Source organism: Glaciimonas sp. GG7 (assembly GCF_052976905.1).
In genome coordinates this window covers 1-24,697 of record NZ_JBRIIQ010000012.1, presented here as the reverse complement: position 1 = coordinate 24,697, position 24,697 = coordinate 1, and the positions used below count along the sequence as shown (strand labels likewise).

General features: G+C 48.9%; 21 protein-coding genes and 3 pseudogenes. 17 read left to right on the top strand and 7 right to left on the bottom strand.

The features are described 5' to 3' along the window. A complete protein-coding gene (gene rpoB / locus ACVBEF_RS05170; RefSeq protein WP_447122877.1) occupies positions 1-4,107 on the top strand; it encodes a DNA-directed RNA polymerase subunit beta in 4,107 nt (1,368 codons plus the stop codon). 180 nt (positions 4,108-4,287) lie between these two features. Then, positions 4,288-8,532, top strand: a complete 4,245-nt coding sequence (gene rpoC / locus ACVBEF_RS05165; RefSeq protein ID WP_447122876.1) for a DNA-directed RNA polymerase subunit beta' — start codon at positions 4,288-4,290, stop codon at positions 8,530-8,532. Between the two features lie 141 nt (positions 8,533-8,673). Here rpoC and ACVBEF_RS05160 read toward each other — a convergent pair. Next, positions 8,674-8,862: pseudogene (locus ACVBEF_RS05160) on the bottom strand (transposase domain-containing protein); the annotation flags it as partial. A 175-nt stretch (positions 8,863-9,037) separates the two neighbouring features. Between ACVBEF_RS05160 and ACVBEF_RS05155 the strand changes: the two are divergent. The 4 genes from ACVBEF_RS05155 (at position 9,038) to ACVBEF_RS05140 (ending at position 10,752) form a co-directional block, all read left to right on the top strand. Then, positions 9,038-9,961: a tyrosine-type recombinase/integrase gene (locus ACVBEF_RS05155; protein WP_447122875.1), complete on the top strand. Its 924-nt coding sequence runs from the start codon at positions 9,038-9,040 to the stop codon at positions 9,959-9,961. Between the two features lie 27 nt (positions 9,962-9,988). Then, entirely contained in the window at positions 9,989-10,204 is a 216-nt protein-coding gene (locus tag ACVBEF_RS05150; RefSeq protein WP_447122874.1) for a hypothetical protein, read from the top strand. Positions 10,205-10,303: 99 nt separating this feature from the next. Then, positions 10,304-10,438 carry a hypothetical protein gene (locus tag ACVBEF_RS05145; RefSeq protein WP_447122873.1) on the top strand — a complete coding sequence of 45 codons (135 nt, stop codon included), beginning with the start codon at positions 10,304-10,306 and terminating at the stop codon, positions 10,436-10,438. Further along, positions 10,435-10,752 (top strand): tyrosine-type recombinase/integrase, encoded by a 318-nt coding sequence (locus ACVBEF_RS05140; protein WP_447122872.1) that lies wholly within the window; start codon positions 10,435-10,437, stop codon positions 10,750-10,752. Before ACVBEF_RS05145 ends, ACVBEF_RS05140 begins: the two co-directional genes overlap by 4 nt. Before the next feature lie 124 nt (positions 10,753-10,876). On the opposite strand, the pseudogene ACVBEF_RS05135 reads toward ACVBEF_RS05140, so the two are convergent. The 5 genes and pseudogenes from ACVBEF_RS05135 to tnpA all read right to left on the bottom strand — a co-directional run bounded on the left by ACVBEF_RS05135 (position 10,877) and on the right by tnpA (position 13,036). Continuing rightward, positions 10,877-11,392: pseudogene (locus tag ACVBEF_RS05135) on the bottom strand (IS66 family transposase). Next, entirely contained in the window at positions 11,310-11,870 is a 561-nt protein-coding gene (locus ACVBEF_RS05130; protein ID WP_447122871.1) for an IS66 family transposase, read from the bottom strand. The pseudogene ACVBEF_RS05135 and the gene ACVBEF_RS05130 overlap by 83 nt, the downstream one beginning before the upstream one ends. Next, on the bottom strand, positions 11,827-12,279 hold the full coding sequence (locus ACVBEF_RS05125) for an IS66 family transposase (RefSeq protein ID WP_447122870.1): 453 nt from the start codon (positions 12,277-12,279) through the stop codon (positions 11,827-11,829). The genes ACVBEF_RS05130 and ACVBEF_RS05125 overlap by 44 nt, the downstream gene beginning before the upstream one ends. 83 nt (positions 12,280-12,362) lie before the next feature. Further along, entirely contained in the window at positions 12,363-12,692 is a 330-nt protein-coding gene (gene tnpB, locus ACVBEF_RS05120; protein WP_447122869.1) for an IS66 family insertion sequence element accessory protein TnpB, read from the bottom strand. Next, complete coding sequence (gene tnpA, locus ACVBEF_RS05115) at positions 12,689-13,036, bottom strand: IS66 family insertion sequence element accessory protein TnpA (protein ID WP_447122868.1); 348 nt, start codon at positions 13,034-13,036, stop codon at positions 12,689-12,691. Before tnpA ends, tnpB begins: the two co-directional genes overlap by 4 nt. A gap of 134 nt (positions 13,037-13,170) precedes the next feature. On the opposite strand from tnpA, the gene ACVBEF_RS05110 reads away from it, so the two are divergent. Together ACVBEF_RS05110 and ltrA are read left to right on the top strand one after the other, a co-directional pair. Then, positions 13,171-13,755, top strand: coding sequence for a hypothetical protein (locus ACVBEF_RS05110; RefSeq protein WP_447122867.1), 585 nt, complete (start codon positions 13,171-13,173; stop codon positions 13,753-13,755). Positions 13,756-13,767: 12 nt separating this feature from the next. Further along, positions 13,768-14,964: a group II intron reverse transcriptase/maturase gene (gene ltrA / locus ACVBEF_RS05105; RefSeq protein WP_447122866.1), complete on the top strand. Its 1,197-nt coding sequence runs from the start codon at positions 13,768-13,770 to the stop codon at positions 14,962-14,964. An 80-nt stretch (positions 14,965-15,044) separates the two neighbouring features. On the opposite strand, the gene ACVBEF_RS05100 is transcribed toward ltrA, so the two are convergent. Beyond that, on the bottom strand, positions 15,045-16,892 hold the full coding sequence (locus ACVBEF_RS05100; protein ID WP_447122865.1) for a phosphoethanolamine transferase: 1,848 nt from the start codon (positions 16,890-16,892) through the stop codon (positions 15,045-15,047). A 420-nt stretch (positions 16,893-17,312) separates the two neighbouring features. On the opposite strand from ACVBEF_RS05100, the gene rpsL reads away from it, so the two are divergent. From rpsL to rplB, 9 genes and pseudogenes are all read left to right on the top strand, one after another. After that, a complete protein-coding gene (gene rpsL / locus ACVBEF_RS05095) occupies positions 17,313-17,696 on the top strand; it encodes a 30S ribosomal protein S12 (protein WP_447122864.1) in 384 nt (127 codons plus the stop codon). A 134-nt stretch (positions 17,697-17,830) separates the two neighbouring features. Continuing rightward, positions 17,831-18,301: a 30S ribosomal protein S7 gene (rpsG, locus tag ACVBEF_RS05090; protein WP_108441496.1), complete on the top strand. Its 471-nt coding sequence runs from the start codon at positions 17,831-17,833 to the stop codon at positions 18,299-18,301. A gap of 125 nt (positions 18,302-18,426) precedes the next feature. Beyond that, entirely contained in the window at positions 18,427-20,532 is a 2,106-nt protein-coding gene (fusA, locus tag ACVBEF_RS05085; RefSeq protein ID WP_447122863.1) for an elongation factor G, read from the top strand. Between the two features lie 93 nt (positions 20,533-20,625). Further along, a complete protein-coding gene (gene tuf, locus ACVBEF_RS05080; protein ID WP_447122862.1) occupies positions 20,626-21,825 on the top strand; it encodes an elongation factor Tu in 1,200 nt (399 codons plus the stop codon). Between the two features lie 92 nt (positions 21,826-21,917). Next, on the top strand, positions 21,918-22,235 hold the full coding sequence (gene rpsJ, locus ACVBEF_RS05075) for a 30S ribosomal protein S10 (RefSeq protein ID WP_108441493.1): 318 nt from the start codon (positions 21,918-21,920) through the stop codon (positions 22,233-22,235). Between the two features lie 192 nt (positions 22,236-22,427). Beyond that, positions 22,428-23,096: a 50S ribosomal protein L3 gene (gene rplC, locus ACVBEF_RS05070; protein WP_447122861.1), complete on the top strand. Its 669-nt coding sequence runs from the start codon at positions 22,428-22,430 to the stop codon at positions 23,094-23,096. Between the two features lie 3 nt (positions 23,097-23,099). Then, positions 23,100-23,720 (top strand): 50S ribosomal protein L4, encoded by a 621-nt coding sequence (rplD, locus tag ACVBEF_RS05065; RefSeq protein ID WP_447122860.1) that lies wholly within the window; start codon positions 23,100-23,102, stop codon positions 23,718-23,720. Beyond that, complete coding sequence (rplW, locus tag ACVBEF_RS05060; protein WP_108441490.1) at positions 23,717-24,034, top strand: 50S ribosomal protein L23; 318 nt, start codon at positions 23,717-23,719, stop codon at positions 24,032-24,034. The genes rplD and rplW overlap by 4 nt, the downstream gene beginning before the upstream one ends. After that, positions 24,034-24,642 (top strand): annotated as a pseudogene (rplB, locus tag ACVBEF_RS05055) (50S ribosomal protein L2); the annotation flags it as partial. The gene rplW and the pseudogene rplB, both read left to right, overlap by 1 nt. Between the last annotated feature and the right edge of the window lie 55 nt (positions 24,643-24,697).

The following is a 24,697-nucleotide window of genomic DNA, read 5'->3' as shown; positions in this document are numbered from 1 at the left end:
ATGCATTACTCATTTACTGAGAAAAAACGCATTCGTAAATCTTTTGCGAAACGTGCGAATGTTCATCAAGTTCCGTTCCTGCTGGCGACCCAGCTCGAGTCTTATTTGGGCTTTTTACAAGCAGACAAAGTACCGTCTCAACGTAAAAATGAAGGTTTGCAATCTGCCTTCTCGTCCATTTTTCCTATCGTTTCGCACAATGGTTTTGCGCGTCTCGAATTCCTGTCGTATGTCCTCGGTGACCCACCGTTCGATGTTAAGGAATGTCAACAACGTGGATTGACTTTTGCGTCGCCTCTGCGTGCCAAGGTACGTTTGGTTATTCTTGATAAAGAATCGCCAACTAAGCCAGTTGTTAAAGAAATGAAAGAGCAAGAAGTCTATATGGGCGAATTGCCTTTGATGACGACGACTGGCTCGTTCGTGATCAATGGCACCGAGCGCGTTATTGTGTCTCAGTTACATCGCTCACCAGGGGTGTTCTTTGAGCATGATCGTGGCAAAACCCACTCGTCCGGTAAACTTCTGTTTTCGGCACGGATAATTCCGTACCGTGGCTCATGGCTCGATTTTGAATTTGACCCGAAAGACATCCTGTTCTTCCGCGTCGATCGTCGCCGTAAGATGCCAGTCACGATTTTACTCAAAGCTATCGGTATGTCGATCGAGCAGATTCTGGCTAACTTCTTCGTATTCGATAATTTCGCTCTGCGTAACGAAGGCGCGGACATGGAGTTTGTTGCTGAGCGTCTGCGCGGTGAAGTTGCGCGTTTCGATATCACTGACAAATCGGGTAATGCGCTCGTTGCCAAAGACAAGCGGATCAACTCTAAGCATGTACGTGACATCGAAGCGGCGGGTATCAAGCATATCTCGGTACCAGAAGACTATCTGTTGGGCCGAGTATTGGCGCGTAATATTGTCGATGAAGACACTGGCGAAGTAGTTGCCAATGCGAACGATGAGTTGACAGAAGAGTTGATGGCCAAGTTGCGTGAAGCAGATATCACTGCCATCCAAACGCTGTACACCAATGATTTGGATCAAGGCGGATACATCTCGCAAACTCTGCGTAGTGATGACACCAATGATCAGATGGCGGCTAAGGTTGCGATTTATCGCATGATGCGTCCTGGTGAGCCACCAACTGAAGATTCAGTTGAGGCGCTGTTCAACGGCCTGTTCTACAACGAAGATCGTTATGATCTGTCGGCTGTCGGTCGTATGAAATTTAATCGTCGTATCGGTCGCGATGAGCTGACCGGGGCGATGACACTGTCTAACGAAGACGTTTTAGCGGTTATCAAGATTCTGGTTGAGTTGCGCAATGGTCGCGGCGAAGTCGATGACATTGATCACTTGGGTAATCGTCGTGTACGTTGCGTCGGCGAACTGGCCGAAAATCAATTCCGTGCTGGTCTGGTACGTGTTGAGCGCGCGGTCAAGGAACGTCTGGGCCAAGCTGAAGCCGATAATCTGATGCCGCACGATCTGATTAACTCCAAGCCGATTTCTGCAGCAATTCGTGAGTTCTTTGGTTCGTCACAGCTGTCGCAGTTTATGGATCAAACCAATCCGTTGTCTGAAATTACCCACAAGCGCCGTATTTCGGCACTTGGACCCGGTGGTTTGACACGTGAACGCGCTGGTTTTGAAGTCCGTGACGTGCATCCGACTCACTATGGTCGTGTTTGCCCGATTGAGACACCGGAAGGTCCAAACATTGGACTGATCAACTCGTTGGCATTGTATGCGCGCCTCAATGAGTACGGCTTTCTCGAAACGCCATACCGAAAGGTTGTCGATAGCAAGATCACTGAACAAGTCGACTTCTTGTCTGCGATTGAAGAAGGTCGTTACATCATCGCTCAGGCGAATGCGACCATCGACAAATCCGGTAAATTGTCAGATGAGTTGGTTTCTGCGCGTGAAGCGGGTGAAACGATCCTAGTATCACCGGAACGTGTTCAGTACATGGATGTGGCAACTGGTCAGGTTGTCTCAGTAGCGGCATCGTTGATTCCGTTCCTCGAACATGATGATGCGAACCGTGCATTGATGGGTGCGAACATGCAACGTCAAGCAGTTCCTTGCTTGCGTCCCGAGACGGCATTGGTCGGTACGGGTATTGAGCGTACGGTTGCGATTGACTCCGGCACGACTGTACAGGCATTGCGCGGCGGTATCGTTGATTATGTTGATGCTGGTCGTGTGGTGATTCGCGTCAACGATGAAGAAGCGTTGGCCGGCGAAGTCGGTGTTGATATTTACAACCTGATTAAGTACACGCGTTCGAACCAGAACACCAATATCAATCAACGTCCAATCGTTGAAGTCGGTGATCGCGTCGCTAAGCTTGACGTCATTGCTGACGGTGCATCGACCGACTTGGGCGAATTGGCTCTGGGTCAGAACATGCTAGTGGCGTTTATGCCATGGAACGGTTACAACTTCGAAGATTCGATTCTGATCTCCGAAAAAGTCGTTGCCGATGACCGTTACACCTCGATTCATATTGAAGAGTTGTCGGTTGTTGCTCGCGACACTAAGTTGGGTGCTGAAGAAATTACACGTGATATTTCGAACCTGGCTGAGAATCAGTTAGCGCGTCTGGATGAGGCCGGTATCGTTTATATCGGTGCAGAAGTTGAAGCTGGCGATACATTGGTTGGTAAAGTGACTCCTAAGGGCGAAACCCAACTGACACCAGAAGAAAAACTGCTGCGTGCGATTTTTGGTGAGAAAGCCTCTGACGTTAAAGATACTTCGCTACGCGTGCCATCGGGCATGGTCGGTACAGTAATTGATGTGCAAGTGTTTACGCGCGAAGGTATTGTGCGCGACAAACGTGCGCAGCAAATTATCGATGACGAGTTAAAGCGTTATCGTCTCGACCTGAACGATCAGTTACGGATTGTTGAAGGAGATGCTTTCGAACGTCTGGAGCGGATGTTGATCGGTAAGGTCGTCAATGGCGGTCCGAAGAAACTGGCTAAGGGTAGCAAATTGACCAAGGAATACTTGGCCGATCTGGATAAATACCACTGGTTTGATATTCGTCCTTCAGATGATCCGACTGCAATTGCGTTGGAAGCAATCAAAGAGTCGATCGCTGAAAAGCGTCATCAATTCGATTTAGCGTTTGAAGAAAAACGTAAGAAGCTGACTCAAGGCGATGAGCTGCAGCCTGGCGTGCAAAAAATGGTCAAGGTTTATCTGGCTGTGAAGCGTCGTTTGCAACCTGGCGATAAGATGGCTGGTCGTCATGGTAATAAAGGTGTGGTTTCACGCATTCTGCCGATTGAAGACATGCCACACATGGCTGATGGTACGCCGGCTGATATCGTATTGAACCCGCTGGGCGTTCCATCACGGATGAACATCGGTCAGGTTCTGGAAGTCCATTTGGGTTGGGCTGCTAAGGGTCTGGGTCTGCGTATCGGCGAAATGCTGAAGGCGCACACCAAGATTGCTGAGTTGCGTCAGTTCCTCAACACGATTTATAACGAATCGGGCAAGGTTGAAGATCTGGACAGCATGAGCGACGATGAAATCACGCGCTTGGCGACTAACCTGAAAAAAGGTGTGACATTTGCGACCCCGGTATTTGATGGCGCAAATGAGGGCGAAATCAACCGCATGCTAAATCTGGCTTATCCAGATGCGATTGCCAAGCAGCTTGGTATGACGCCATCGAAGAACCAGGTCACGATGTACGACGGTCGTACTGGCGAAGCGTTTGAGCGTAGCGTCACGGTTGGCTATATGCATTACCTGAAATTGCACCATCTGGTCGACGACAAGATGCATGCACGTTCCACTGGTCCGTACTCGCTGGTTACTCAGCAACCATTGGGTGGTAAAGCGCAATTCGGTGGACAGCGCTTCGGTGAGATGGAAGTATGGGCACTGGAAGCGTACGGCGCATCGTATGTGTTGCAGGAAATGCTGACAGTTAAATCGGATGACGTGAATGGTCGTACCAAAGTCTATGAAAACCTGGTTAAAGGTGATCATGTGATTGAAGCGGGCATGCCGGAATCTTTCAACGTACTGTTGAAAGAGATCCGTTCGCTGGGTATTGATATGGATTTGGATCGCAATTAATGCGGGTTCATTTCTGATCCACTGTGGGACAGCGCTTATTTATAAACGTTGTCCCACAACCGATTCAGCTAGCAGCTAAAAGGTGGGTGAGAACTGTTGTGTCATTGGTGAATAATGCGCGCAATAGCCCACTGCACGAATACAAGAATTTAGTTTTTTCACGCCAACCTGGAGTGATACATGAAAGCACTGCTCGATTTATTCAAGCAAGTTCAGCAAAATGAACAATTCGACGCGATCAAAATTGGCCTCGCGTCGCCAGATAAAATCCGTTCATGGTCGTATGGCGAGGTCAAGAAGCCAGAGACTATCAACTATCGTACCTTCAAGCCTGAGCGCGATGGTTTGTTCTGCGCCAAGATTTTTGGCCCGATCAAAGATTATGAGTGCCTTTGCGGTAAGTACAAACGCCTGAAACATCGCGGTGTGATTTGCGAAAAGTGCGGCGTTGAAGTCACACTAGCAAAAGTTCGCCGTGAGCGTATGGGCCATATCGAGTTGGCCTCGCCAACTGCGCATATCTGGTTCCTGAAATCGCTGCCGTCGCGTTTGGGTATGGTCCTCGACATGACGTTACGGGATATCGAACGCGTTCTTTATTTTGAAGCCTACGTCATTACTGATCCAGGCATGACGCCGCTTAAGCGTTGCCAGATCATGTCGGAAGATGACTATGCTGCAAAGTACGAAGAATACGGTGATGACTTCACCGCATTCATGGGTGCCGAAGGCATTCGTGAACTGCTGCGCGCCATTGATATTGACCGTGAAGCTGAGACCTTGCGCCAAGACTTGAAAGATTCCAAGTCCGAAGCCAAGATCAAGAAATATTCCAAGCGTCTTAAAGTGTTGGAAGCGTTCCAGCGTTCGGGTATCAAGCCGGACTGGATGATCATGGAAGTGTTGCCAGTGCTGCCGCCAGAGTTGCGTCCGCTGGTTCCACTAGATGGTGGCCGTTTCGCTACTTCCGATCTGAACGATTTGTATCGTCGCGTCATCAACCGTAACAACCGTCTGAAGCGCCTGATGGAATTGCGCGCGCCTGAAATCATCACCCGTAACGAAAAGCGGATGTTGCAGGAAGCGGTTGACTCGTTGCTCGATAATGGTCGTCGCGGTAAAGCCATGACTGGTGCTAACAAGCGTCCGTTAAAGTCGTTGGCTGAGATGATCAAGGGTAAGGGCGGTCGTTTCCGTCAAAACTTGTTGGGTAAACGCGTCGATTATTCCGGTCGTTCGGTCATCGTAGTGGGTCCACAACTGAAATTGCATCAATGCGGTTTGCCGAAATTGATGGCTTTGGAATTGTTCAAGCCCTTCATTTTTAACAAGCTCGAAGTGATGGGTATTGCCAGCACCATCAAGGCAGCCAAGAAAGAAGTTGAAAATCAGACTTCAGTGGTGTGGGACATTCTGGAAGAAGTGATTCGTGAACATCCGGTCATGCTCAACCGTGCGCCTACATTGCACCGTTTGGGTATCCAGGCATTTGAGCCGGTCCTCATTGAAGGTAAAGCTATTCAGTTACATCCATTAGTCTGCGCTGCGTTTAACGCCGACTTTGACGGTGACCAAATGGCGGTTCACGTTCCACTGTCGATCGAAGCACAGATGGAAGCGCGTACGCTGATGCTGGCGTCGAACAATATCCTGTTCCCATCGAACGGCGAACCATCGATCGTTCCTTCGCAAGATATCGTGTTGGGTCTGTACTACGCTACTCGAGAACAGATCAACGGTAAAAACGAAGGCATGATGTTCCCGGATGTGTCGGAAGCTATCCGTGCCTATGACAACAAGGAAGTCGAACTGACAACCCGTGTCACTGTGCGGATTACTGAGTATCCGAAAGATCTGGTCACTGGCGAATTTGTTAAGACCGTTAAGCGCTACGAGACTACCGTTGGCCGCGCCATCCTCTCGGAAATTCTTCCGAAGGGTCTGCCGTTCACCGTATTGAATCGTGCGTTGAAGAAAAAAGAAATTTCGAAACTGATCAACACGTCATTCCGTAAATGCGGTTTGCGTGCGACGGTTGTTTTTGCTGATCAATTGATGCAGTCCGGGTTCCGTTTGGCGACTCGCGCCGGTATCTCGATTTGCGTTGATGACATGCTGGTACCGCCGCAAAAGGTCACTCTGATTGCTGCTGCTGAACAAGAAGTCAAACAGATCGAACAGCAATATTCGTCCGGTCTGGTAACTGCCGGCGAGCGTTATAACAAAGTGGTCGATATCTGGGGCAAGGCCGGTGATGATGTCGGCAAGGCTATGATGGAGCAGCTCAAAGTCGAAGACGTGGTCCGCCGCGACGGGACTAAGGGTACGCAGGAATCGTTCAACGCTATTTACATGATGGCCGACTCCGGTGCGCGTGGTTCTGCGGCTCAGATTCGTCAGTTGGCTGGTATGCGTGGTCTGATGGCGAAACCGGATGGTTCGATTATCGAAACGCCGATTACCGCGAATTTCCGCGAAGGTCTGAACGTTTTGCAGTACTTTATTTCCACCCATGGTGCACGTAAAGGTCTGGCAGATACTGCGTTGAAGACAGCTAACTCAGGTTACTTGACGCGTCGTTTGGTTGACGTTACCCAGGATTTGGTTGTTATCGAAGACGATTGCGGCACATCTAACGGTGCGGTGATGAAGGCGATGGTTGAGGGCGGTGAAGTCATCGAAGCTTTGCGTGATCGTATTCTGGGCCGGGTTGCTGCTAACGATATCGTTAATCCTGAAACGCAAAGCACATTGTACGAAGCCGGTACATTGCTTGATGAAGATGCGGTTGAAGAAATCGAACGTCTGGGTATCGACGAAGTTAAGGTTCGTACACCGCTGACTTGTGACACACGCTATGGCCTGTGCGCACAATGTTACGGTCGCGATCTTGGACGTGGATCTCTGGTTAATGCTGGTGAGGCAGTCGGCGTTATTGCCGCGCAGTCGATCGGTGAACCGGGAACACAGTTGACCATGCGTACCTTCCATATCGGTGGTGCGGCGTCGCGTGCAGCAGTGGCATCAAGCGTTGAGGCAAAATCTAACGGTGTTGTGCGCTTTACAGCAACTATGCGTTACGTCACCAACGGTAAAGGCGAGTTGATCGTCATTTCCCGTTCAGGCGAAGTGCTGATTACCGATGACCACGGTCGTGAGCGTGAGCGTCATAAAGTGCCATACGGTGCAACGATGATCGTCAACGATGGTATGACAATCAAAGCTGGCGCAACATTGGCAACATGGGATCCGCTGACTCGTCCAATCATTACTGAGTACACCGGTACTGTGAAGTTCGAGAACGTTGAAGAGGGTTCAACTGTTGCCCGTCAGATCGATGAAGTAACCGGTCTTTCAACATTGGTTGTTATCGACGCTAAGCGTCGCGGCTCTGTGACCAAAACGGTTCGTCCTCAGGTCAAACTGTTGAACGAACAAGATCAGGAAGTCAAAATTTCCGGCACTGAACACGCTGTGACGATTGGTTTCCAGGTTGGTGCGTTGATTACCGTTAAAGACGGTCAGCAAGTGCACGTTGGTGAAGTCTTGGCGCGTATCCCGACTGAATCGCAAAAAACACGTGACATCACCGGTGGTCTGCCGCGTGTTGCTGAGTTGTTTGAAGCGCGTTCGCCGAAAGATGCGGGTATGTTGGCTGAAGTTACAGGTACTGTTGCTTTTGGTAAGGAAACCAAAGGTAAGCAACGTCTGGAAATCACCGACATGGACGGCAATAAGCACGAGTTCCTCATTACCAAGGACAAGCAAGTGCTGGTGCATGATGGTCAGGTAGTTAATAAAGGTGAAATGATTGTCGACGGCCCAGCCGACCCGCAAGACATTCTGCGGTTATTGGGTATCGAAGCATTGGCGCGCTACATTGTTGACGAAGTTCAGGACGTATATCGTCTGCAAGGCGTGAAAATCAATGACAAGCACATTGAAGTGATCGTTCGTCAGATGCTACGTCGGGTACAAATCGTTGATGCTGGCGATGCGAACTACATCACTGGTGAGCAGGTTGAGCGCTCGGAGTTGTTGGACGAAAACGACCGTGTGATTGCTGCAAACAAGATTCCTGCAACCTACGAAAACGTGCTGCTAGGTATCACCAAGGCCTCGTTGTCGACTGACTCGTTCATCTCTGCAGCATCGTTCCAGGAGACCACGCGTGTCCTTACTGAAGCCGCAATTATGGGTAAACGTGATGGTCTGCGTGGTCTGAAGGAAAACGTCATCGTTGGTCGCCTGATTCCAGCGGGCACAGGCTTGGCCTTCCACCGTGCTCGTAAGGAAAAAGATTCTTGGGAAGCAGAGGAGCGAACCGCGTTGCTGCAATCTGAGCAACAGGCGCGTAATCTCCAGGTCGAAGCTGAAGTACATGCAGCAGAAACATTAGGAACGACTACTGACGGCGAAGCTTAATACGTCAGGGGCGACATAAAAACGGCACCAGGAAAAATTCCTGGTGCCGTTTTTTTATATTGATTGATTAATTATCTTTAACAATAAATGAATATATACACATGCTGTTATTCAGTAAGCGTCCGACGCAACCGTCTTGACTCAATCATTTTTTCTCAACGGCAGCAATTCATCAATACGTGAGTAAGGCCAAGTCGGCAGTTTTTCAAGCGTCTCTTTAAGCCATGCATAAGGTTCAATACCATTGAGTTTGGCGGTGGCGAGTAAGCTTTGAATAGCCGCTGCACGTTTTCCGGCGCGTTCGGAACCTGTAAAGAGCCAGTTCTTGCGATTAGGTAAAATTTTACCTAATCGCAATTATCCTCAGTTCGCAATTATGTAAAGTTGCCGTTTCGATTTTCTGAATTACCTTGCGGATACTCGCGCCTGTGAGACTCATCGCCTGTCCGAACTTGACATAAAAATCGTGGTTTCCTGTAGGTTCTACAACCGTCAGGAGTACACCATGTCAGAAGAATCTGAGGATTTCCTGGTGGCGAGCCTTGTTCGCCGCAACTGGTTAGTCGATGGCTTACTGAGTCCGCTTATTAGCCCTTACGTTCATTATTTGCGCGCGCAGGGCTATGCCGATAACAGTATTCGAGCGTACCTGAAGGCGATCGCCCATTTTGCCTATTGGGGAGGACTGGAAAGCGTTGACTTGTCGGACATCAATGCGCCATTGATTAATCGGTTTCTCCATGCGCATCTACCTGTCTGCGTTTGCCCGGCTCCGCGTCCCTGCCATGTGAGCAATATTCGTCCGGCACTCAAGCATTTAGTCATCGTATTGCGGCAGCAAGGTTATCCCTGCAAGGCCCGGCCACGTTTAACGCCAGCGTCGCACGAACTCACGAAATGTCGACAATATCTTTTAGCGATCTGTGGTTTTGCAGAACCAACGACTGTTCACTATCGACTCAAACATATCAGCGACTTTCTGGAGCGCCAATTCGGAGCGGGTACTGTGGATATCAGTTGCGTGACTGCGTCGGATATCGACGGGTGCGTAATGGATTACGCCAAACGTTGGCGGCCTGCGTCGCTCGCCGTGATCCGCGCCAGTCTCAAGAGTTACCTCAAATTCCGAGCATTGGAAGGGGATGAAACTCGGCATTTGATAGCGGCACTACCCGTTCTCGCCGACTGGTCGCACACTACGCTTCCCAAGGCGTTGAGTGAGGTGCAACTGACGGCCTTTATGCAAACATTCGACCTGAGTAAGCCGATTGGTCAACGGGATTACGCCATCGCCCGATGTCTGATTGATCTTGGATTACGGGGTTGTGAAGTCGCCAGTCTGACGATCGAATCGGTGGACTGGCGAAACGCAATACTAACGATTGCTAACAGTAAAGGTCGACGTATTCTGCAGTTGCCATTGCCGTAGCAAACTGGTGAAGCCATTGCTCGTTACTTGCGCCATGGACGCCCGACCACTGCCAGCCGCGTCCTGTTTGTGCATCACAAAGCGCCCGTTGGCACTGCGCTGCATGTCGCCGGCATCCGTACCACCATGCGATGTGCATTTGAGCGCTGCGGCTTGGGTGAACAATTTTGCAATACCCATGTATTGCGTCATACCGTTGCCGTCCGGCTTCAACGCTGCGGCGCATCGTTGAAAGACATCTGATGTACTCGGGCACCGAAGTTTAGAATCAACGATGCGTTATGCGCGGGTTGACTTAGAGCGTCTGCGCGCAGTTTCATTGCCTTGGCCTGGGAGTCGGCCATGAAAGCGCCCCTATCCTGGAGCAAACGGATAGAAGACTATCTCCTCTATCGACGTAGCCTTGGCTTTGAACTGAAGAATGAGGCTGGCATCCTAAAGCAGTTTGCCACATTCGCCGGTACGGGAAGCCGATGACGCGTGCCAATGTAGCGCAGCGAATTGCTTTAGCGGTATGCCGGGCGGAAAGTCAATGTCCTCAATTGCACGGCCGTCACATAACACCGTATTCATTTCGGCATTCGGTTGCGCTACATCTTCTGCAATCCGGTGTCGACATTACCGTGATTGCTTTATGGCTAGGGCATGAAAGTCCCATCACCACGCATGGCTATATCGCACTTGACATGGAAATGAAGCAACGTACGTTGAAGGCGCTCAATCCACCGACCACTAAAAAGGCCAGATATCATCCGTCGGATGCCTTGTTGAAATTCCTCGAAGGGCTATGAAATTATGTCAAGCGATGTACACCAACTTCTCAGGAAGTTCACATCTCATAGAAATGCCCGAGCGCCACCAGTCTGGGTTTCGGCCTGATCAAATCAATGGCTATTTTGATTTCGGCAGATTACTTTACATAATTGCGAACTGAGGATAATTTTTTCCAATGGCGATGGGACGAATCACATTTTCAACCGAGTTATTATCCATCGGCAGATCGCCACTTTGGGCGTAACGGGACAATGCGGGCCAGCGTCTTAAGCTGTAGTCGATCGCTTTGGCCAGACCACTGCCGTCGGTGGTAGCGATACGTATGCTCATTAGCCAGGTATGCATGGCTTCGAGTTTTGGCAGCGCTTGTGCTTGCCAATATTATTGACGTGCTGCGGTATCCCATTCTTTCGCCACACTTTCGATCGCGTACAGTTCAGCGATGCAATGCAAGGCTTGCTGTGCAATCGGGTGTCCATTGGCGACATGCAGCTCAAAGAATTTTCGGCGTGCGTGGGCCAGGCATGCCAATTCGACGATGCCGGTTTTGAATAAGGATTTATAGCCCGCATAATCATCGACCATCAAATGGCCGCGCCAACCTTGTAAAAAGTCTTGCGCATGCGTACCACTTCTTCCAGTTTGATAATCGAAGATGACGATGGGCGGATCGCCTTCCAGATTGTTTGCGATACGCCCATAGATAGGCGCGTTTGGTTTTGCCTTTGCCCGGATCGAGTTGTTGTACCGGCGTTTCGTCGGCGTGCAAGATGGTGCGTTGGCGCAGTCGCTCTGCCAGGCGATCGACAAACGGTTGTAACGCGACGCCGTTGCGACCGACCCAGTCGGCTAATGTGGAACTGGTAATCGGGACGCCGTAGCGGTGGCTGATTTGCGCGATGCGGTAGAGCGGGAGGTGGTCTACAAATTTTTGCACCATCACCCAGGCATGCAAACCTGCTGCCGCTAAGCCACCGTCGATGATGGCCGCAGGAATGGCGGCTGCGGTGACCGTTTCGCACATACGGCAGGTATATTGAGAGCGGATATGGCGATTCACAAAAAAGCGCGCTGGTTCGACATAGAGTTGTTCAGTGATCTTCGCCGATTTTGACCAACGTTTTACCGCAAGCACCGCACGTGCAACTGTCCGGCTCGTGGCGATATTCTACGCGCGGCAAATATGCTGGCAGCGCTTGTCGCCCTGCATGGCCGCGAGTTTTTGGCGCAACGGTTGTGCCATCAACGGATGCCGCAAGCTGTGCTAATTCAGTTTGTATGGCCGATAAATCTATGCGCTGTGTTTCATCAAACAGATCCTGTTGCGCCACCATAAATACTTCACTGGTACTGGCGAAGCGCATGCGTTTGTGGTGCGCCAGTTCTAAGGTTAAGGCGGCGATTTTGGTGTCTTTACACAGCATTTCTGCACTGTGCCGAATCACCTTGTCAGCATCTTGTTGACCCTGCACCAAAGCCTGCGATAGCCGCGACAAGAGTGCTGGGTCGAGGTTGGGTTGGGCAAGTTCGGTGATGAAATCCATACTGATATTTTACGGGCAACAGGCGCATCATCACTAGCATTGAGGCGACTAATTTGACTCTTTTTGCCCATCATTTACACCGACTAATGTGCTGGTGCGGCACGCGCTAAACGTTGCCAGTCCACCCCAGAATTTAACCACTGCCATTGTGCCTCGGTCAGCACGACATGCGACGCATCGGCACGCGGCCAGACGAAGCTGCCTTGATGCAAACGACGTTGGCATAACCAGACGCCAGTGCCATCCCAGATCAGTAATTTCAGACGTGTACCGCGCCGATTACACAACGCATACGCCGTGCCATCGCACGGTGTTTTACCCAGCGCAGTTTGTACTTGCAGCGACAAACCATCGATGCCACGGCGCATGTCGATCAGCTCTACGATGCACCAGACAGCATCTGGATGCATCATGCGATGGCCTTGAGCAAGCTGGCTAACCAGGCTACAGCGAGTTCTTGGGGTAACGAACATTGCCAACCATTGGGATGCGATAACGTGATGGCGGCACTTCTGATGGTCGGCGCTGCTGCTACTACTACTGCTTGAGGTGCTTTGATCAGTACCGGTACTATTGTCAAGCGCGTTGGAACAGGCTGTTTAGCTGCTTTGTGATAACGCGTCACCCAACCGTGAAACGTGGTGGCATTGAGCCCTTGTTGCGTACTATATTTTGCTTGCGACAGACCATTTAGTTGCCATGCCTTCACATGACCATCACAGGTTTCGCGACTTTCCCATCGATCACTTCGTTGCATGTTATTTCTCCTCTGATGTGAAAATCAGGAGCATGCACTTGGGGTTTTACTTTTAACAGGTGGAGACGTCGGATGCTTAGTGCGGCTGCAAAGCCGGTGAAAGATAGTTGATGAAAGTTCAATACGGAGAAGAAATGGCGAATCACTCTGACCCCGAGTCATGCGGTATGTATCGCGAGGTGCCTATCGAAGCGTTGACAGGGGAAACCGACAGGCCAGCCATTGAGCCGCGAAATCAGAACTCTGGGATGCCGACGCTGTTAAGCGAAGCGGAAGGCAATATGGTGCATAGCGATAATCGCAAGTTGTGCGCTGATCCCACGCGGTCGCAGACCTTGAGTATGTCGGGAAGTCTTTCACACGGAAGCAGCGAGATCTCATCGGTGTCCGGCGCAGTATGGCCGGACAGGGCTGGAAAGGTCAATGACCGTAACCCAGCTATTGACGCCGATGAGAAGTCGGATACGCCCATAGTACCGAAGAAGTTGCCGAACAATGGGGTCAACCCAGCGGAGGCAATGGAGGGAAGGGGTGTAACCAAAGGGAGCGCCAACGAATCTCCCGCGTCACGGACTCTGCGCCGGGATAAACACGCGTCGATGGGACTTGAAGGTGTACGTGAAACAGCGCGACGCAATCGTAAGTGTCATTTCACAGCACTGTTGCACCACGTCACACCGTCACTGCTAGTGGAGAGTTTTTATGCTCTGCGCAAGTAAGCGGCGGCAGGCGTGGACGGTGTGACGTGGTACGACTATGAGGAGCAACTTTATGGACGAGTGCATGAACTGCATCGAGAAATACAAATCGGTATTTATCGTGCACAGCCATCCAGACGGGTGCACATTCCGAAAGCGGACGGCAAGTTGCGTGCGCTGGGGATTGCTGCTTTGGAAGACAAGATTGTGCAACAGGCAGTAGCAACAGTACTGAACGCAATTTACGAGCAAGACTTCCTCGGCTTCTCATATGGATTTCGGCAAGGGCGTGGTCAACATGACGCGCTTGATGCGTTATCGGAAGCAATCGAAAGTCGTAAGATCAACTGGATCCTGGACGCAGATATACGTGCATTCTTTGATGAAATTGATCATGACTGGATGCTGCAATTTCTGGCGCACAGGATAGCTGATCAACGGGTTATACGATTGATTCGAAAATGGCTAAAGGTAGGGGTGATTGAGGATGGGCCTCGCGTTGCATCTACGCGAGGCACGCCACAAGGTGCAGTAATATCGCCATTACTAGCGAATATTTATTTGCACTATGCCCTTGATCTGTGGGCGCATCAATGGCGCAAGCGACAAGCTGCCGGTGATGTCATCCTTGTGCGCTATGCAGATGACAGTGTGATGGGGTTTCAATATGAAGATGTGGCAAGGCGATTTCTAGCAGAGATGCGGGAACGCCTTACCAAGTTTAAATTGGCTCTCCATCCCGACAAAACGCGGTTAATCCGATTTGGACGATACGCGGTACAACAGTGTCGAGAACGTGGAATACGAAAGCCGGAAACATTCGACTTTCTAGGTTTTACACACTGCTGTGGTCAACATAAACGCGGTTTTATGATTGTCAGGTTGACGATTAAGAAACGGATGCGTGCAACATTGGCAGCTATTCGAGCAACATTGATGCGACGACGACACGAACCGATGCCAGTAGTAGGTCGATGGTTAAAGCGCGTGATAAAAGGTTACTTTAACTATCATGCGGTACCGGGAAATCTACGTCGTTTAGATGGCTTTCGAAGCGAAGTTTGTCGCGCATGGCGACATGCTCTGTTACCAAGAAGTCAGCGACATAATCTACCGTGGGATCGGTTTAATCGTTTGACCAGAAAATACTTACCACCTTGTCGAGTAGCACATCCATTTCCGTCAGAGCGATTTTACGTCAACACCTTTGGTAGGAGCCGTATGCGGTAATGCTGCAAGTACGGATCTGTGCGGGGGGCGGCTGGTAACAGCCGTCCCTACCGCGACCGCTATTCATAATATAGGTGATCTTAATCCGTCAATTGACTCAATGGTTTTCCATTGTCTTTCACTTCCCGACAATCACCTTTAAAAGTTGAGTTGTCGTAATCACTCCAGCCATAACTATCGACATAGCGTTGATGCGGACGTAGTTTGCTGCTGAGAAAACTCTTCTCCAGATGTTCATCCGGATACCGTATATCCGACAAATCCAGCATTGAATGAAATACATTCTCGGTATTAATACGGGCTCGTTTATGGCGAATTAATTGTGCCACCTTCTCCGGATAGGTTATTTTGTATTCATCGGAATACCACATCAGGGCTGGAATATGAAATTCGAATTGCGTGTTGTGTCCATGAAAAGCAATTTTGCAGCTTCCATCGTATAAGGTTTCGCCGTGATCAGAAAAGTAGACCATGGCACTGAGTTGATGGGATGATTCCAGGCTATGAATGACGTGTTTTAAAAACCAATCAGTGTAGAGGACAGAATTATCGTAACTATTATTGAGTGCAATTTTGATGGCTAGATTGGTATACGCTGGATTGTTGATTCCCAATAATGATGGTTGCCATTTGTCAAAAGTTTGTGGGTAACGGTGGCTGTAGTTCCAATGACTGCCCAAGGTGTGAAGGACAATGAGTTTTTTTGAATGAGGATCAGTAATAGCTGCCTGTAGAGGGGCGAGTAGGGACTCATCAAAACTAGATGTATCTGTAAATCCACCAAGATTCAAGAATTGGGTCACATCTGCTTCATTAGCGAATACTGAAATTGGCGTATCGAATTTGCCAAAAGACATTTGATTAGAGATCCAGTAGGTTTTAAAGCCAGCTTCTTTATAGGCTGTAATAAATGACTTTTCAGAAAAACCAGCGCGTAGACTTTGTAGGATTGGTTTACGTGAAACCATGACAGGTACTGATAAACGGGTCGCGGCGACCCCCGTAAGTGCATCTGAAAAACTGACTAGGTTAGATTCTTGTTGTAGGAGCGGATTTGTATCGCGCGCATAGCCGTTTAAACTCCAGCGATCGGCACGGGACGACTCTCCAATGACCATAACGATAACTTGCGGGGTATTTTGATGGTTTGCTTGATGCGCTCCAAATGCAAAGTATTGATTTTTATGCTGTAACTTCTCGAGATAATTTCGTTCTTTGAAAAAATCGTAACCACGCAGAGCAAGACCGAATGGCCAGGTACGTGCAAAAAGTTCTGGTTGAAATGGAATTTCGGCCCAGCTAGGGAGCTTTCCGAGTTGATTTGGGAAGATGTTTGTGATCGTCTTGGATGCGATTGACGAGGCTGCCACGGAACGTGAGAACAATGGAGTGGAGGTGTCGCTTGTTAAGGCGGTAGCAGCCGATGTGTCTGGAAGGGTAGTTGTTTTTTTGTTCGTCCCCGTTGAATTAACTAATGTACTTGGTGGTGGTTGAATACCAATCTCCTGGCTGTATAGCCAGAGTCCGAGTGTCACTATTAATATCAGGCAACTTAGCCAGCGCAAATTGCCGCGCCAATCGAGATCGCGAGTGCGGCACGCGGCAAACCAGCTGAGCGCCCACCAAATAATAGTGGACACCAAAATGAAGGCAAATAACCAAATTTTATCGCCTAAAAATTCTATTGCTTCCTCCGGCGAAGTCTCTGCGATGATGCCGAGATGATGAGTAGAAATACCTTGCCCGTAAAATTTCCATAAATACAGTTCAGTAGGTAGGGCGATAAATGCTGGTAATAATAACCAATGAAAGTACGCAGGGCGTTTGAATATGGCCCAAATAGAGAACCACGCAATGAACTCCATACCAACAATTTGTGTGTGATGGGTAGTAATTTTCCCAAACAACAATGGCGCAAACGGAATCATTGAGAGAGTCAAATAGGTAATCAGTAAAAAGAGATTATGTCGACGCAGCAGATAAGGCATTGTTATCAAGAGAAATAGGGGAAATACATTATCCCGCAATGGTGCGAACTCCCCCATTTATCCATATGCGAATGTGGAAATGTTATCGCGCGCCTGTGGGTGAGCGTGTTGCAAATGGTGCACATGTATGGCCGTATCAGCCGGTTGACTTACCGGCTTCATGCCGATATACTCGCGGGTTCTCGATTCTAAGTTTTACTGGTATCGAACGGTCCTTGGTGTTTTATTTACTGTGGTTCGTTTTCACCTTTATCGCCAAATCGAACTGCGCGGGCTTTTCGTGCAAGTATCTGTCCAATCCCGGACAACCGATTTCGGGATTGTTGTTATTAACGTCGTAATTTTGTTGGATAAAAAACGATGCCAACCATCAATCAATTGATTCGCCAGCCACGTCGATCTGCTGTTGTTAAAAGCAAATCGCCAGCGCTGGAAAATAGCCCACAAAAACGCGGAGTATGTACCCGTGTTTATACGACAACTCCAAAGAAGCCAAACTCGGCTCTGCGTAAAGTTGCCAAAGTACGCTTGACTAACGGTTTCGAAGTTATTTCGTACATCGGTGGTGAAGGCCATAACCTGCAAGAGCATAGTGTCGTGTTGTTACGCGGCGGTCGTGTAAAAGATTTGCCGGGTGTGCGTTACCACATGGTTCGCGGTGCATTGGATACACAAGGCGTCAAGGATCGTAAGCAATCGCGTTCGAAGTACGGTACCAAGCGCGCTAAAGCTGCAAAGAAATAATTTTCGTCAGGCTCACGCCAGGCGAATAGGTGTCGGTCCCCAATGGGCCGAGTAAGTGGATAGCTATGATGGCTGTCCTCGAGGGTGAAAGAGCAAAGCTCTACACACTCAACTGAAGATTGAAAGGAATCGAAATGCCACGTCGTCGTGAAGTTCCCAAGCGGGACATATTGCCGGATCCTAAATTCGGAAACATTGATGTTGCGAAATTCGTCAACGTCTTAATGCTGTCCGGTAAAAAATCGGTAGCTGAAAATATTATTTACGGTGCTTTTGAGCATATCCAAACAAAATCCGGTAAAGATCCGCTGGAAGTGTTTGCATTGGCAATTGGTAACTGCAAGCCGTTGGTCGAAGTTAAATCGCGTCGCGTTGGTGGTGCAAACTACCAAGTGCCAGTCGAGGTTCGTCCTATTCGTCGTATGGCGTTGTCTATGCGTTGGTTGCGTGAAGCAGCTAACAAGCGTAGCGAAAAATCAATGCCGCAACGTCTTGGCGGTGAGTTGCTTGAAGCTGCAGAAGGTCGCGGCGGTGCAATGAAAAAACGCGATGAAGTACACCGTATGGCAGAAGCGAACAAGGCGTTCTCGCACTTCCGCTTCTAATAGACTGAGCGGCTGCTTCCCAAGAGGAATCAGCTGTTCGTATCTGAAATTTGTTCGAGCCGAGCGCATATTTTCATTGAAAAATAACGCTCGGTTTCGTGCATTAAAAGACTTAGGAATAAATCATGGCTCGCAAGACCCCCATTGAGCGCTATCGCAATATCGGTATTTCCGCTCACATTGACGCTGGTAAGACAACGACTACTGAACGTGTTTTGTTTTACACCGGTGTGAACCATAAGATTGGTGAAGTTCATGATGGCGCGGCCACCATGGACTGGATGGAGCAAGAGCAAGAGCGCGGTATCACGATTACTTCCGCCGCAACGACATGCTTCTGGAAGGGTATGGCGGGTAACTTCCCTCCGCACCACATCAACATCATTGATACTCCGGGTCACGTTGACTTTACGATTGAAGTTGAGCGTTCGATGCGCGTATTGGATGGTGCTTGCATGGTCTACTGTGCAGTCGGCGGCGTGCAGCCGCAATCTGAAACAGTATGGCGTCAAGCTAATAAGTACAAAGTTCCACGTTTGGCATTCGTCAATAAAATGGATCGTACTGGTGCCAACTTCTTCAAAGTGTACGATCAAATGCGCGCACGTTTGAAGGCAAATCCAGTGCCAATGCAAGTGCCTATCGGTGCTGAAGAGCATTTCGAAGGCGTGATCGATCTGGTCAAAATGAAGGCGATCTATTGGGATGATTCAACCCAGGGTATGAAGTTCGATTACCGCGAGATTCCTGAAAACCTGTTGGTCGAAGCCAAAAAATGGCGTGAAAACATGGTCGAAGCAGCTGCTGAAGCATCAGAAGAACTGATGAATAAGTATCTGGACGAAGGTGATTTGACAGAAGAAGAAATCAAAGCGGCGATTCGTCAACGTACTATAGCTAGTGAAATCGTGCCAATGATGTGCGGTACAGCCTTTAAAAATAAGGGTGTGCAGGCAATGTTGGATGGCGTGGTTGAATACTTGCCTTCGCCAGTGGATATTCCGCCAGTGCCAGGTATGGATGATGATGACGAGCCAGTAGTGAGAAAAGCTGAAGACACTGAAAAGTTCTCGGCCCTGGCATTTAAAATTGCTACTGATCCATTCGTTGGCCAGTTGTGCTTTATCCGATGCTATTCAGGTACGTTGAATTCGGGCGATACCGTTTATAACTCTGTTAAAGAGAAAAAAGAACGTATCGGCCGCATCGTTCAGATGCACGCAAATCAGCGCGAAGAAATTAAAGAAATGCTGGCAGGCGATATCGCTGCGGTCGTTGGATTGAAAGATACAACTACAGGCGATACATTGTGCGATCCGAGTGCGATTGTGGTTCTGGAGCGGATGATATTTCCTGAGCCGGTGATTTCGCAGGCAGTTGAGCCAAAGACTAAGCAAGATCAAGAAAAAATGGGCTTGGCACTGAATCGTTTGGCAGCAGAAGATCCATCATTCCGAGTAAAGACTGACGAAGAATCGGGTCAAACGATTATTGCCGGTATGGGCGAATTGCATCTGGATATTATTGTAGATCGCATGCGCCGTGAGTTTGGCGTCGAAGCGACTGTCGGTAAGCCACAAGTTGCGTATCGTGAAACGATCCGTAAAGTTTGCGAAGAAAGTGAAGGAAAATTCGTTAAGCAGTCTGGTGGCCGTGGACAATATGGTCACGTAGTACTGAAGATCGAGCCGCAAGCTCCTGGTAAAGGCTTTGAATTCATTGATGCAATTAAGGGTGGAACTGTTCCGCGCGAATACATTCCGGCAGTAGAAAAAGGTGTTCGTGCAACGCTAACTGCAGGTGTTTTGGCGGGTTATCCAGTTGTTGATGTCAAGGTTACGCTGTTCTTTGGTTCATACCATGATGTTGACTCGAATGAGAATGCGTTCCAAATGGCTGCTTCGATGGCGTTCAAAGACGGGTGTCGCAAGGCTAGCCCAGTCATTTTAGAGCCAATGATGGCTGTTGAAGTCGAAACGCCAGAAGATTATGCCGGTACAGTGATGGGTGATTTGTCATCTCGTCGCGGTATGGTCCAAGGGATGGATGAGATTGAGGGCGGTGGCGGCAAGATCATCAAGGCTGAAGTGCCATTGTCGGAGATGTTTGGTTACTCGACTTCGTTGCGTTCGGCTACTCAAGGTCGCGCAACATACTCGATGGAATTTAAACATTACTCCGAAGCGCCGAAAAATATTATCGACGCAATCGTGACATCGAAGACTAAGTAATACGGTCTAATGCCTACCTTGGAAGAGGTTGGTATTGGCCTTAAATAATTCTAGTATCTTATTAAATAATCGCTCTTTTGAAGGAATGATAAAATGGCAAAAAGTAAATTTGAGCGGACCAAGCCGCACGTGAATGTGGGCACGATTGGCCACGTTGATCATGGTAAGACAACCTTGACAGCAGCGATCTCAAAAGTGTTGACGTTGAAGTTTGGTGGCGATTTGCGCGACTTCAATACAATTGATTCAGCCCCGGAAGAAAAGGCGCGCGGTATTACGATTAATACATCGCACGTAGAGTACGAAACACAAAACCGTCACTATGCACACGTTGACTGCCCAGGCCATGCTGATTATGTGAAAAACATGATTACTGGCGCGGCGCAAATGGATGGTGCGATTCTGGTGTGTTCGGCGGCAGACGGTCCTATGCCACAAACGCGTGAGCACATTTTGTTGGCGCGTCAAGTTGGTGTTCCGTACATCATTGTGTACCTGAACAAATGCGACATGGTCGACGATGCAGAGCTGCTTGAGCTGGTTGAAATGGAAGTGCGTGAGTTATTGGTCAAGTATGAATTCCCAGGCGACGACCTGCCAATTATCCAAGGTTCAGCTAAGCTGGCATTGGAAGGCGACAAAGGTCCATTGGGTGAAGAGTCGATTATGAAGTTGGCCGATGCATTGGACAGCTATATTCCTACGCCAGAGCGTGCTGTTGATGGTGCGTTCTTGTTGCCGGTGGAAGATGTGTTCTCGATTTCAGGCCGCGGTACAGTTGTGACCGGTCGTATTGAGCGCGGCATTGTCAAAGTGGGCGAAGAACTGGAAATCATCGGCATCCGCGACACACAAAAGACGACATGTACTGGCGTTGAAATGTTCCGTAAGTTGCTGGATCAAGGTATGGCTGGTGATAACGTTGGTATTCTGTTGCGCGGTACTAAGCGTGAAGATGTTGAACGTGGTCAAGTATTGGCTAAGCCGGGTTCGATCAAGCCGCATAAGCATTTCACTGGCGAGATCTATGTGTTGTCGAAAGATGAAGGCGGTCGTCATACTCCATTCTTCAACAACTACCGTCCACAGTTTTACTTCCGTACAACGGATGTGACTGGCTCGATCGAGTTGCCAGAAGGTAAAGAAATGGTGATGCCGGGCGATAACGTTTCGATTACCGTGATGTTAATCAACCCAATCGCGATGGAAGAAGGCCTACGCTTCGCTATCCGTGAAGGTGGTCGTACGGTTGGTGCTGGTGTTGTTGCTAAGATATTGGCTGATAAATCATAAGGTGTGCTTATCCGGTTTCTTGCCGGATAAAATTGTATTTAAATATACCTTGGATGGCTATTCATTCAAGGGTCGTTCTTTAAAGGAAAATCATGTCTGCTCCAAATCAAAAAATCCGCATTCGCCTAAAAGCGTTTGACTATCGCCTGATCGACCAATCTGCGCAAGAAATCGTTGATACAGCAAAGCGCACTGGTGCTGTTGTTAAGGGTCCAGTACCTTTGCCAACACGCATTCAACGTTTTGACGTTTTGCGTTCGCCCCACGTCAATAAAACTTCGCGCGATCAATTCGAAATCCGCACGCATCAACGTTTGATGGATATCGTTGATCCTACAGATAAGACTGTCGATGCATTGATGAAGTTAGATTTGCCAGCTGGCGTTGATGTAGAAATTAAGTTGCAATAATTTTCTAAGACAACAATTGCAATGCAATTGTTGTAAAAACGTAGTCGGGAAAATTCACTGCATACCATGATCAACTTGGTGTTGCAAATAAATTTTATCCCGGATATACTTGCCGACTTCGGTGTGGTTGTGGATTCCACTTTCACACGTATTTAGTAGTACAACATCAGCCCCGCCCAATCGTAGGTGGGAATGGAGAAAACAATGAGCCTAGGCCTTGTTGGTCGCAAGGTTGGAATGATGCGCATCTTTACGGATGATGGGGAATCAATCCCTGTTACTGTAGTAGACGTATCGAACAATCGTGTGACTCAAATCAAAACGCCTGAAACAGACGGTTATACCGCTGTTCAAGTTGCATTCGGTCAGCGTCGCGCTTCACGCGTGAATAAAGCTGCAGCCGGTCACTATGCCAAAGCTGGTGTAGAAGCTGGTACCATCCTAAGAGAATTCCGTATCGATTCTGTTAAAGCCTCCGAATTAAAAGCTGGCGATGTAGTCGCAGCAAGCTTATTCGAAGTCGGTCAAAAGGTCGATGTGCAGGGTACTTCAATCGGTAAGGGTTACGCTGGTGTTATCAAGCGTTACAACTTCTCATCCGGTCGCGCTACCCACGGTAACTCCCGTTCACATAATGTTCCAGGTTCCATCGGTATGGCGCAGGATCCAGGTCGTGTTTTCCCTGGTAAGCGTATGACCGGTCACATGGGTGACGTTACTGTAACCACGCAAAATCTCGAAATCGCACGTGTTGACGCTGAGCGTCAACTGCTGATGGTTAAGGGTGCGGTTCCAGGTGCAAAGAACGGTCAAGTTGTCGTGATGCCTGCTGTTAAAGTCAAAGCAAAGAAGGGAGCCTAATTCATGGAACTCAAGCTCCTGAATGACCAAGGACAAGCTGCTTCGAATGTTGTTGCTCCGGATACTATTTTCGGTCGTGACTACAATGAGGCGCTCATTCACCAAGTCGTCGTCGCTTATCAGGCTAACGCTCGTAGCGGTAACCGTAAGCAAAAAGATCGTGAAGAAGTTCATCACACAACCAAGAAGCCATGGCGTCAAAAAGGTACCGGGCGTGCTCGTGCCGGTATGTCGTCATCACCTTTGTGGCGTGGCGGTGGTCGTATTTTCCCGAACTCACCTGATGAAAATTTTTCGCATAAAGTTAACAAGAAGATGTATCGCGCAGGTATCTGCTCGATTTTGTCTCAGTTAGCACGCGAAGGTCGTTTGTCGGTCGTCGAGAATTTTTCGGTAGAGGCTCCAAAGACTAAGCTGCTGTCGCAAAAGCTAAAAGAGATGGGTCTAGATTCTGTGTTGATCATTACTGACAACCTGGAAGAAAACCTGTTGTTGGCTGCGCGTAACTTGCCGGGTGTACTGGTATGTGAGCCACGTCATGCTGATCCAGTTTCTCTGGTTTTCTACAAGAAGATCTTGATCACCAAGTTGGCATTGGCCAAGATTGAGGAGATGCTGGCATGAACGCATTAGTTAAACATAGCGAAGAGCGCTTGATGAAAGTGCTGTTAGCTCCGGTAATTTCCGAAAAGGCAACGTTTGTTGCGGAAAAAAACGAGCAAGTCGTTTTCCGTATCGCACCAGACGCTACTAAATTAGAAGTTAAGGCTGCTGTCGAATTACTCTTCAAAGTGCAGGTTGAGTCGGTACAAGTTGCTAACCGTATCGGCAAGCAAAAGCGTTCCGGTAAATTCAATGGTCGTCGTAATCATACTCGTCGCGCATTCGTATGCTTGAAGCCGGGTCAAGAGATTAACTTCACCGAGGAGGCTAAATAATGGCACTCGTTAAAGTAAAACCAACCTCGCCAGGTCGCCGTGGAATGGTCAAGGTCGTTAATCCCGACCTGTACAAAGGCCGTCCATTTGCGGCTCTGATCGAGAAGAAATCGAAAACTGCTGGCCGTAATAATAACGGTCACATCACTACTCGCCACATTGGCGGTGGTCATAAGCAGCATTATCGCGTAATTGATTTTAAGCGGACCAAGGATGGTATTCCAGCGCGAGTGGAACGTATTGAATACGATCCTAACCGTACAGCGAATATTGCTTTGTTATGTTATGCAGATGGTGAGCGTCATTACATCATTGCAACTAAAGGCATGGCGGTAGGCGATCAAGTAATGAATGGTTCACAAGCAACGATCAAGTCTGGTAATTGCTTGCCAATTCGCAATATTCCAGTCGGTACTATTATTCATTGCGTAGAAATGCTTCCAGGTAAAGGCGCTCAAATGGCGCGTACAGCTGGTGCAGGCGTAGTGTTAATGGCGCGCGAAGGAATTTACGCTCAGGTTCGCCTGCGTTCCGGTGAAGTTCGACGTGTTCACATTGAATGTCGTGCAACGGTCGGTGAAGTCGGTAATGCTGAGCACAGTCTGCGATGATTGTTTTCGTCGCCGGGTTCGGTTTTAGAAATCGCAATTTGGCGCAGCATGT

Excerpts from the sequence above, each read along its gene's own strand:
- ACVBEF_RS05100 (WP_447122865.1), bottom strand. The coding sequence starts at position 16,892 with ATGATTCCGTTTGCGCCATTGTTGTTTGGGAAAATTACTACCCATCAC.
- tnpB (WP_447122869.1), bottom strand. The coding sequence starts at position 12,692 with ATGATGCATCCAGATGCTGTCTGGTGCATCGTAGAGCTGATCGACATG.
- rpoB (WP_447122877.1), top strand. The coding sequence starts at position 1 with ATGCATTACTCATTTACTGAGAAAAAACGCATTCGTAAATCTTTTGCG.
- ACVBEF_RS05145 (WP_447122873.1), top strand. The coding sequence starts at position 10,304 with ATGAAAGCGCCCCTATCCTGGAGCAAACGGATAGAAGACTATCTCCTC.
- rpsG (WP_108441496.1), top strand. The coding sequence starts at position 17,831 with ATGCCACGTCGTCGTGAAGTTCCCAAGCGGGACATATTGCCGGATCCT.
- ACVBEF_RS05110 (WP_447122867.1), top strand. The coding sequence starts at position 13,171 with ATGGCGAATCACTCTGACCCCGAGTCATGCGGTATGTATCGCGAGGTG.
- rplC (WP_447122861.1), top strand. The coding sequence starts at position 22,428 with ATGGAGAAAACAATGAGCCTAGGCCTTGTTGGTCGCAAGGTTGGAATG.
- ACVBEF_RS05125 (WP_447122870.1), bottom strand. The coding sequence starts at position 12,279 with ATGGATTTCATCACCGAACTTGCCCAACCCAACCTCGACCCAGCACTC.
- tuf (WP_447122862.1), top strand. The coding sequence starts at position 20,626 with ATGGCAAAAAGTAAATTTGAGCGGACCAAGCCGCACGTGAATGTGGGC.
- rplW (WP_108441490.1), top strand. The coding sequence starts at position 23,717 with ATGAACGCATTAGTTAAACATAGCGAAGAGCGCTTGATGAAAGTGCTG.
- rpoC (WP_447122876.1), top strand. The coding sequence starts at position 4,288 with ATGAAAGCACTGCTCGATTTATTCAAGCAAGTTCAGCAAAATGAACAA.
- ACVBEF_RS05155 (WP_447122875.1), top strand. The coding sequence starts at position 9,038 with ATGTCAGAAGAATCTGAGGATTTCCTGGTGGCGAGCCTTGTTCGCCGC.
- rpsL (WP_447122864.1), top strand. The coding sequence starts at position 17,313 with ATGCCAACCATCAATCAATTGATTCGCCAGCCACGTCGATCTGCTGTT.
- fusA (WP_447122863.1), top strand. The coding sequence starts at position 18,427 with ATGGCTCGCAAGACCCCCATTGAGCGCTATCGCAATATCGGTATTTCC.
- ACVBEF_RS05140 (WP_447122872.1), top strand. The coding sequence starts at position 10,435 with ATGACGCGTGCCAATGTAGCGCAGCGAATTGCTTTAGCGGTATGCCGG.
- tnpA (WP_447122868.1), bottom strand. The coding sequence starts at position 13,036 with ATGCAACGAAGTGATCGATGGGAAAGTCGCGAAACCTGTGATGGTCAT.
- rplD (WP_447122860.1), top strand. The coding sequence starts at position 23,100 with ATGGAACTCAAGCTCCTGAATGACCAAGGACAAGCTGCTTCGAATGTT.
- rpsJ (WP_108441493.1), top strand. The coding sequence starts at position 21,918 with ATGTCTGCTCCAAATCAAAAAATCCGCATTCGCCTAAAAGCGTTTGAC.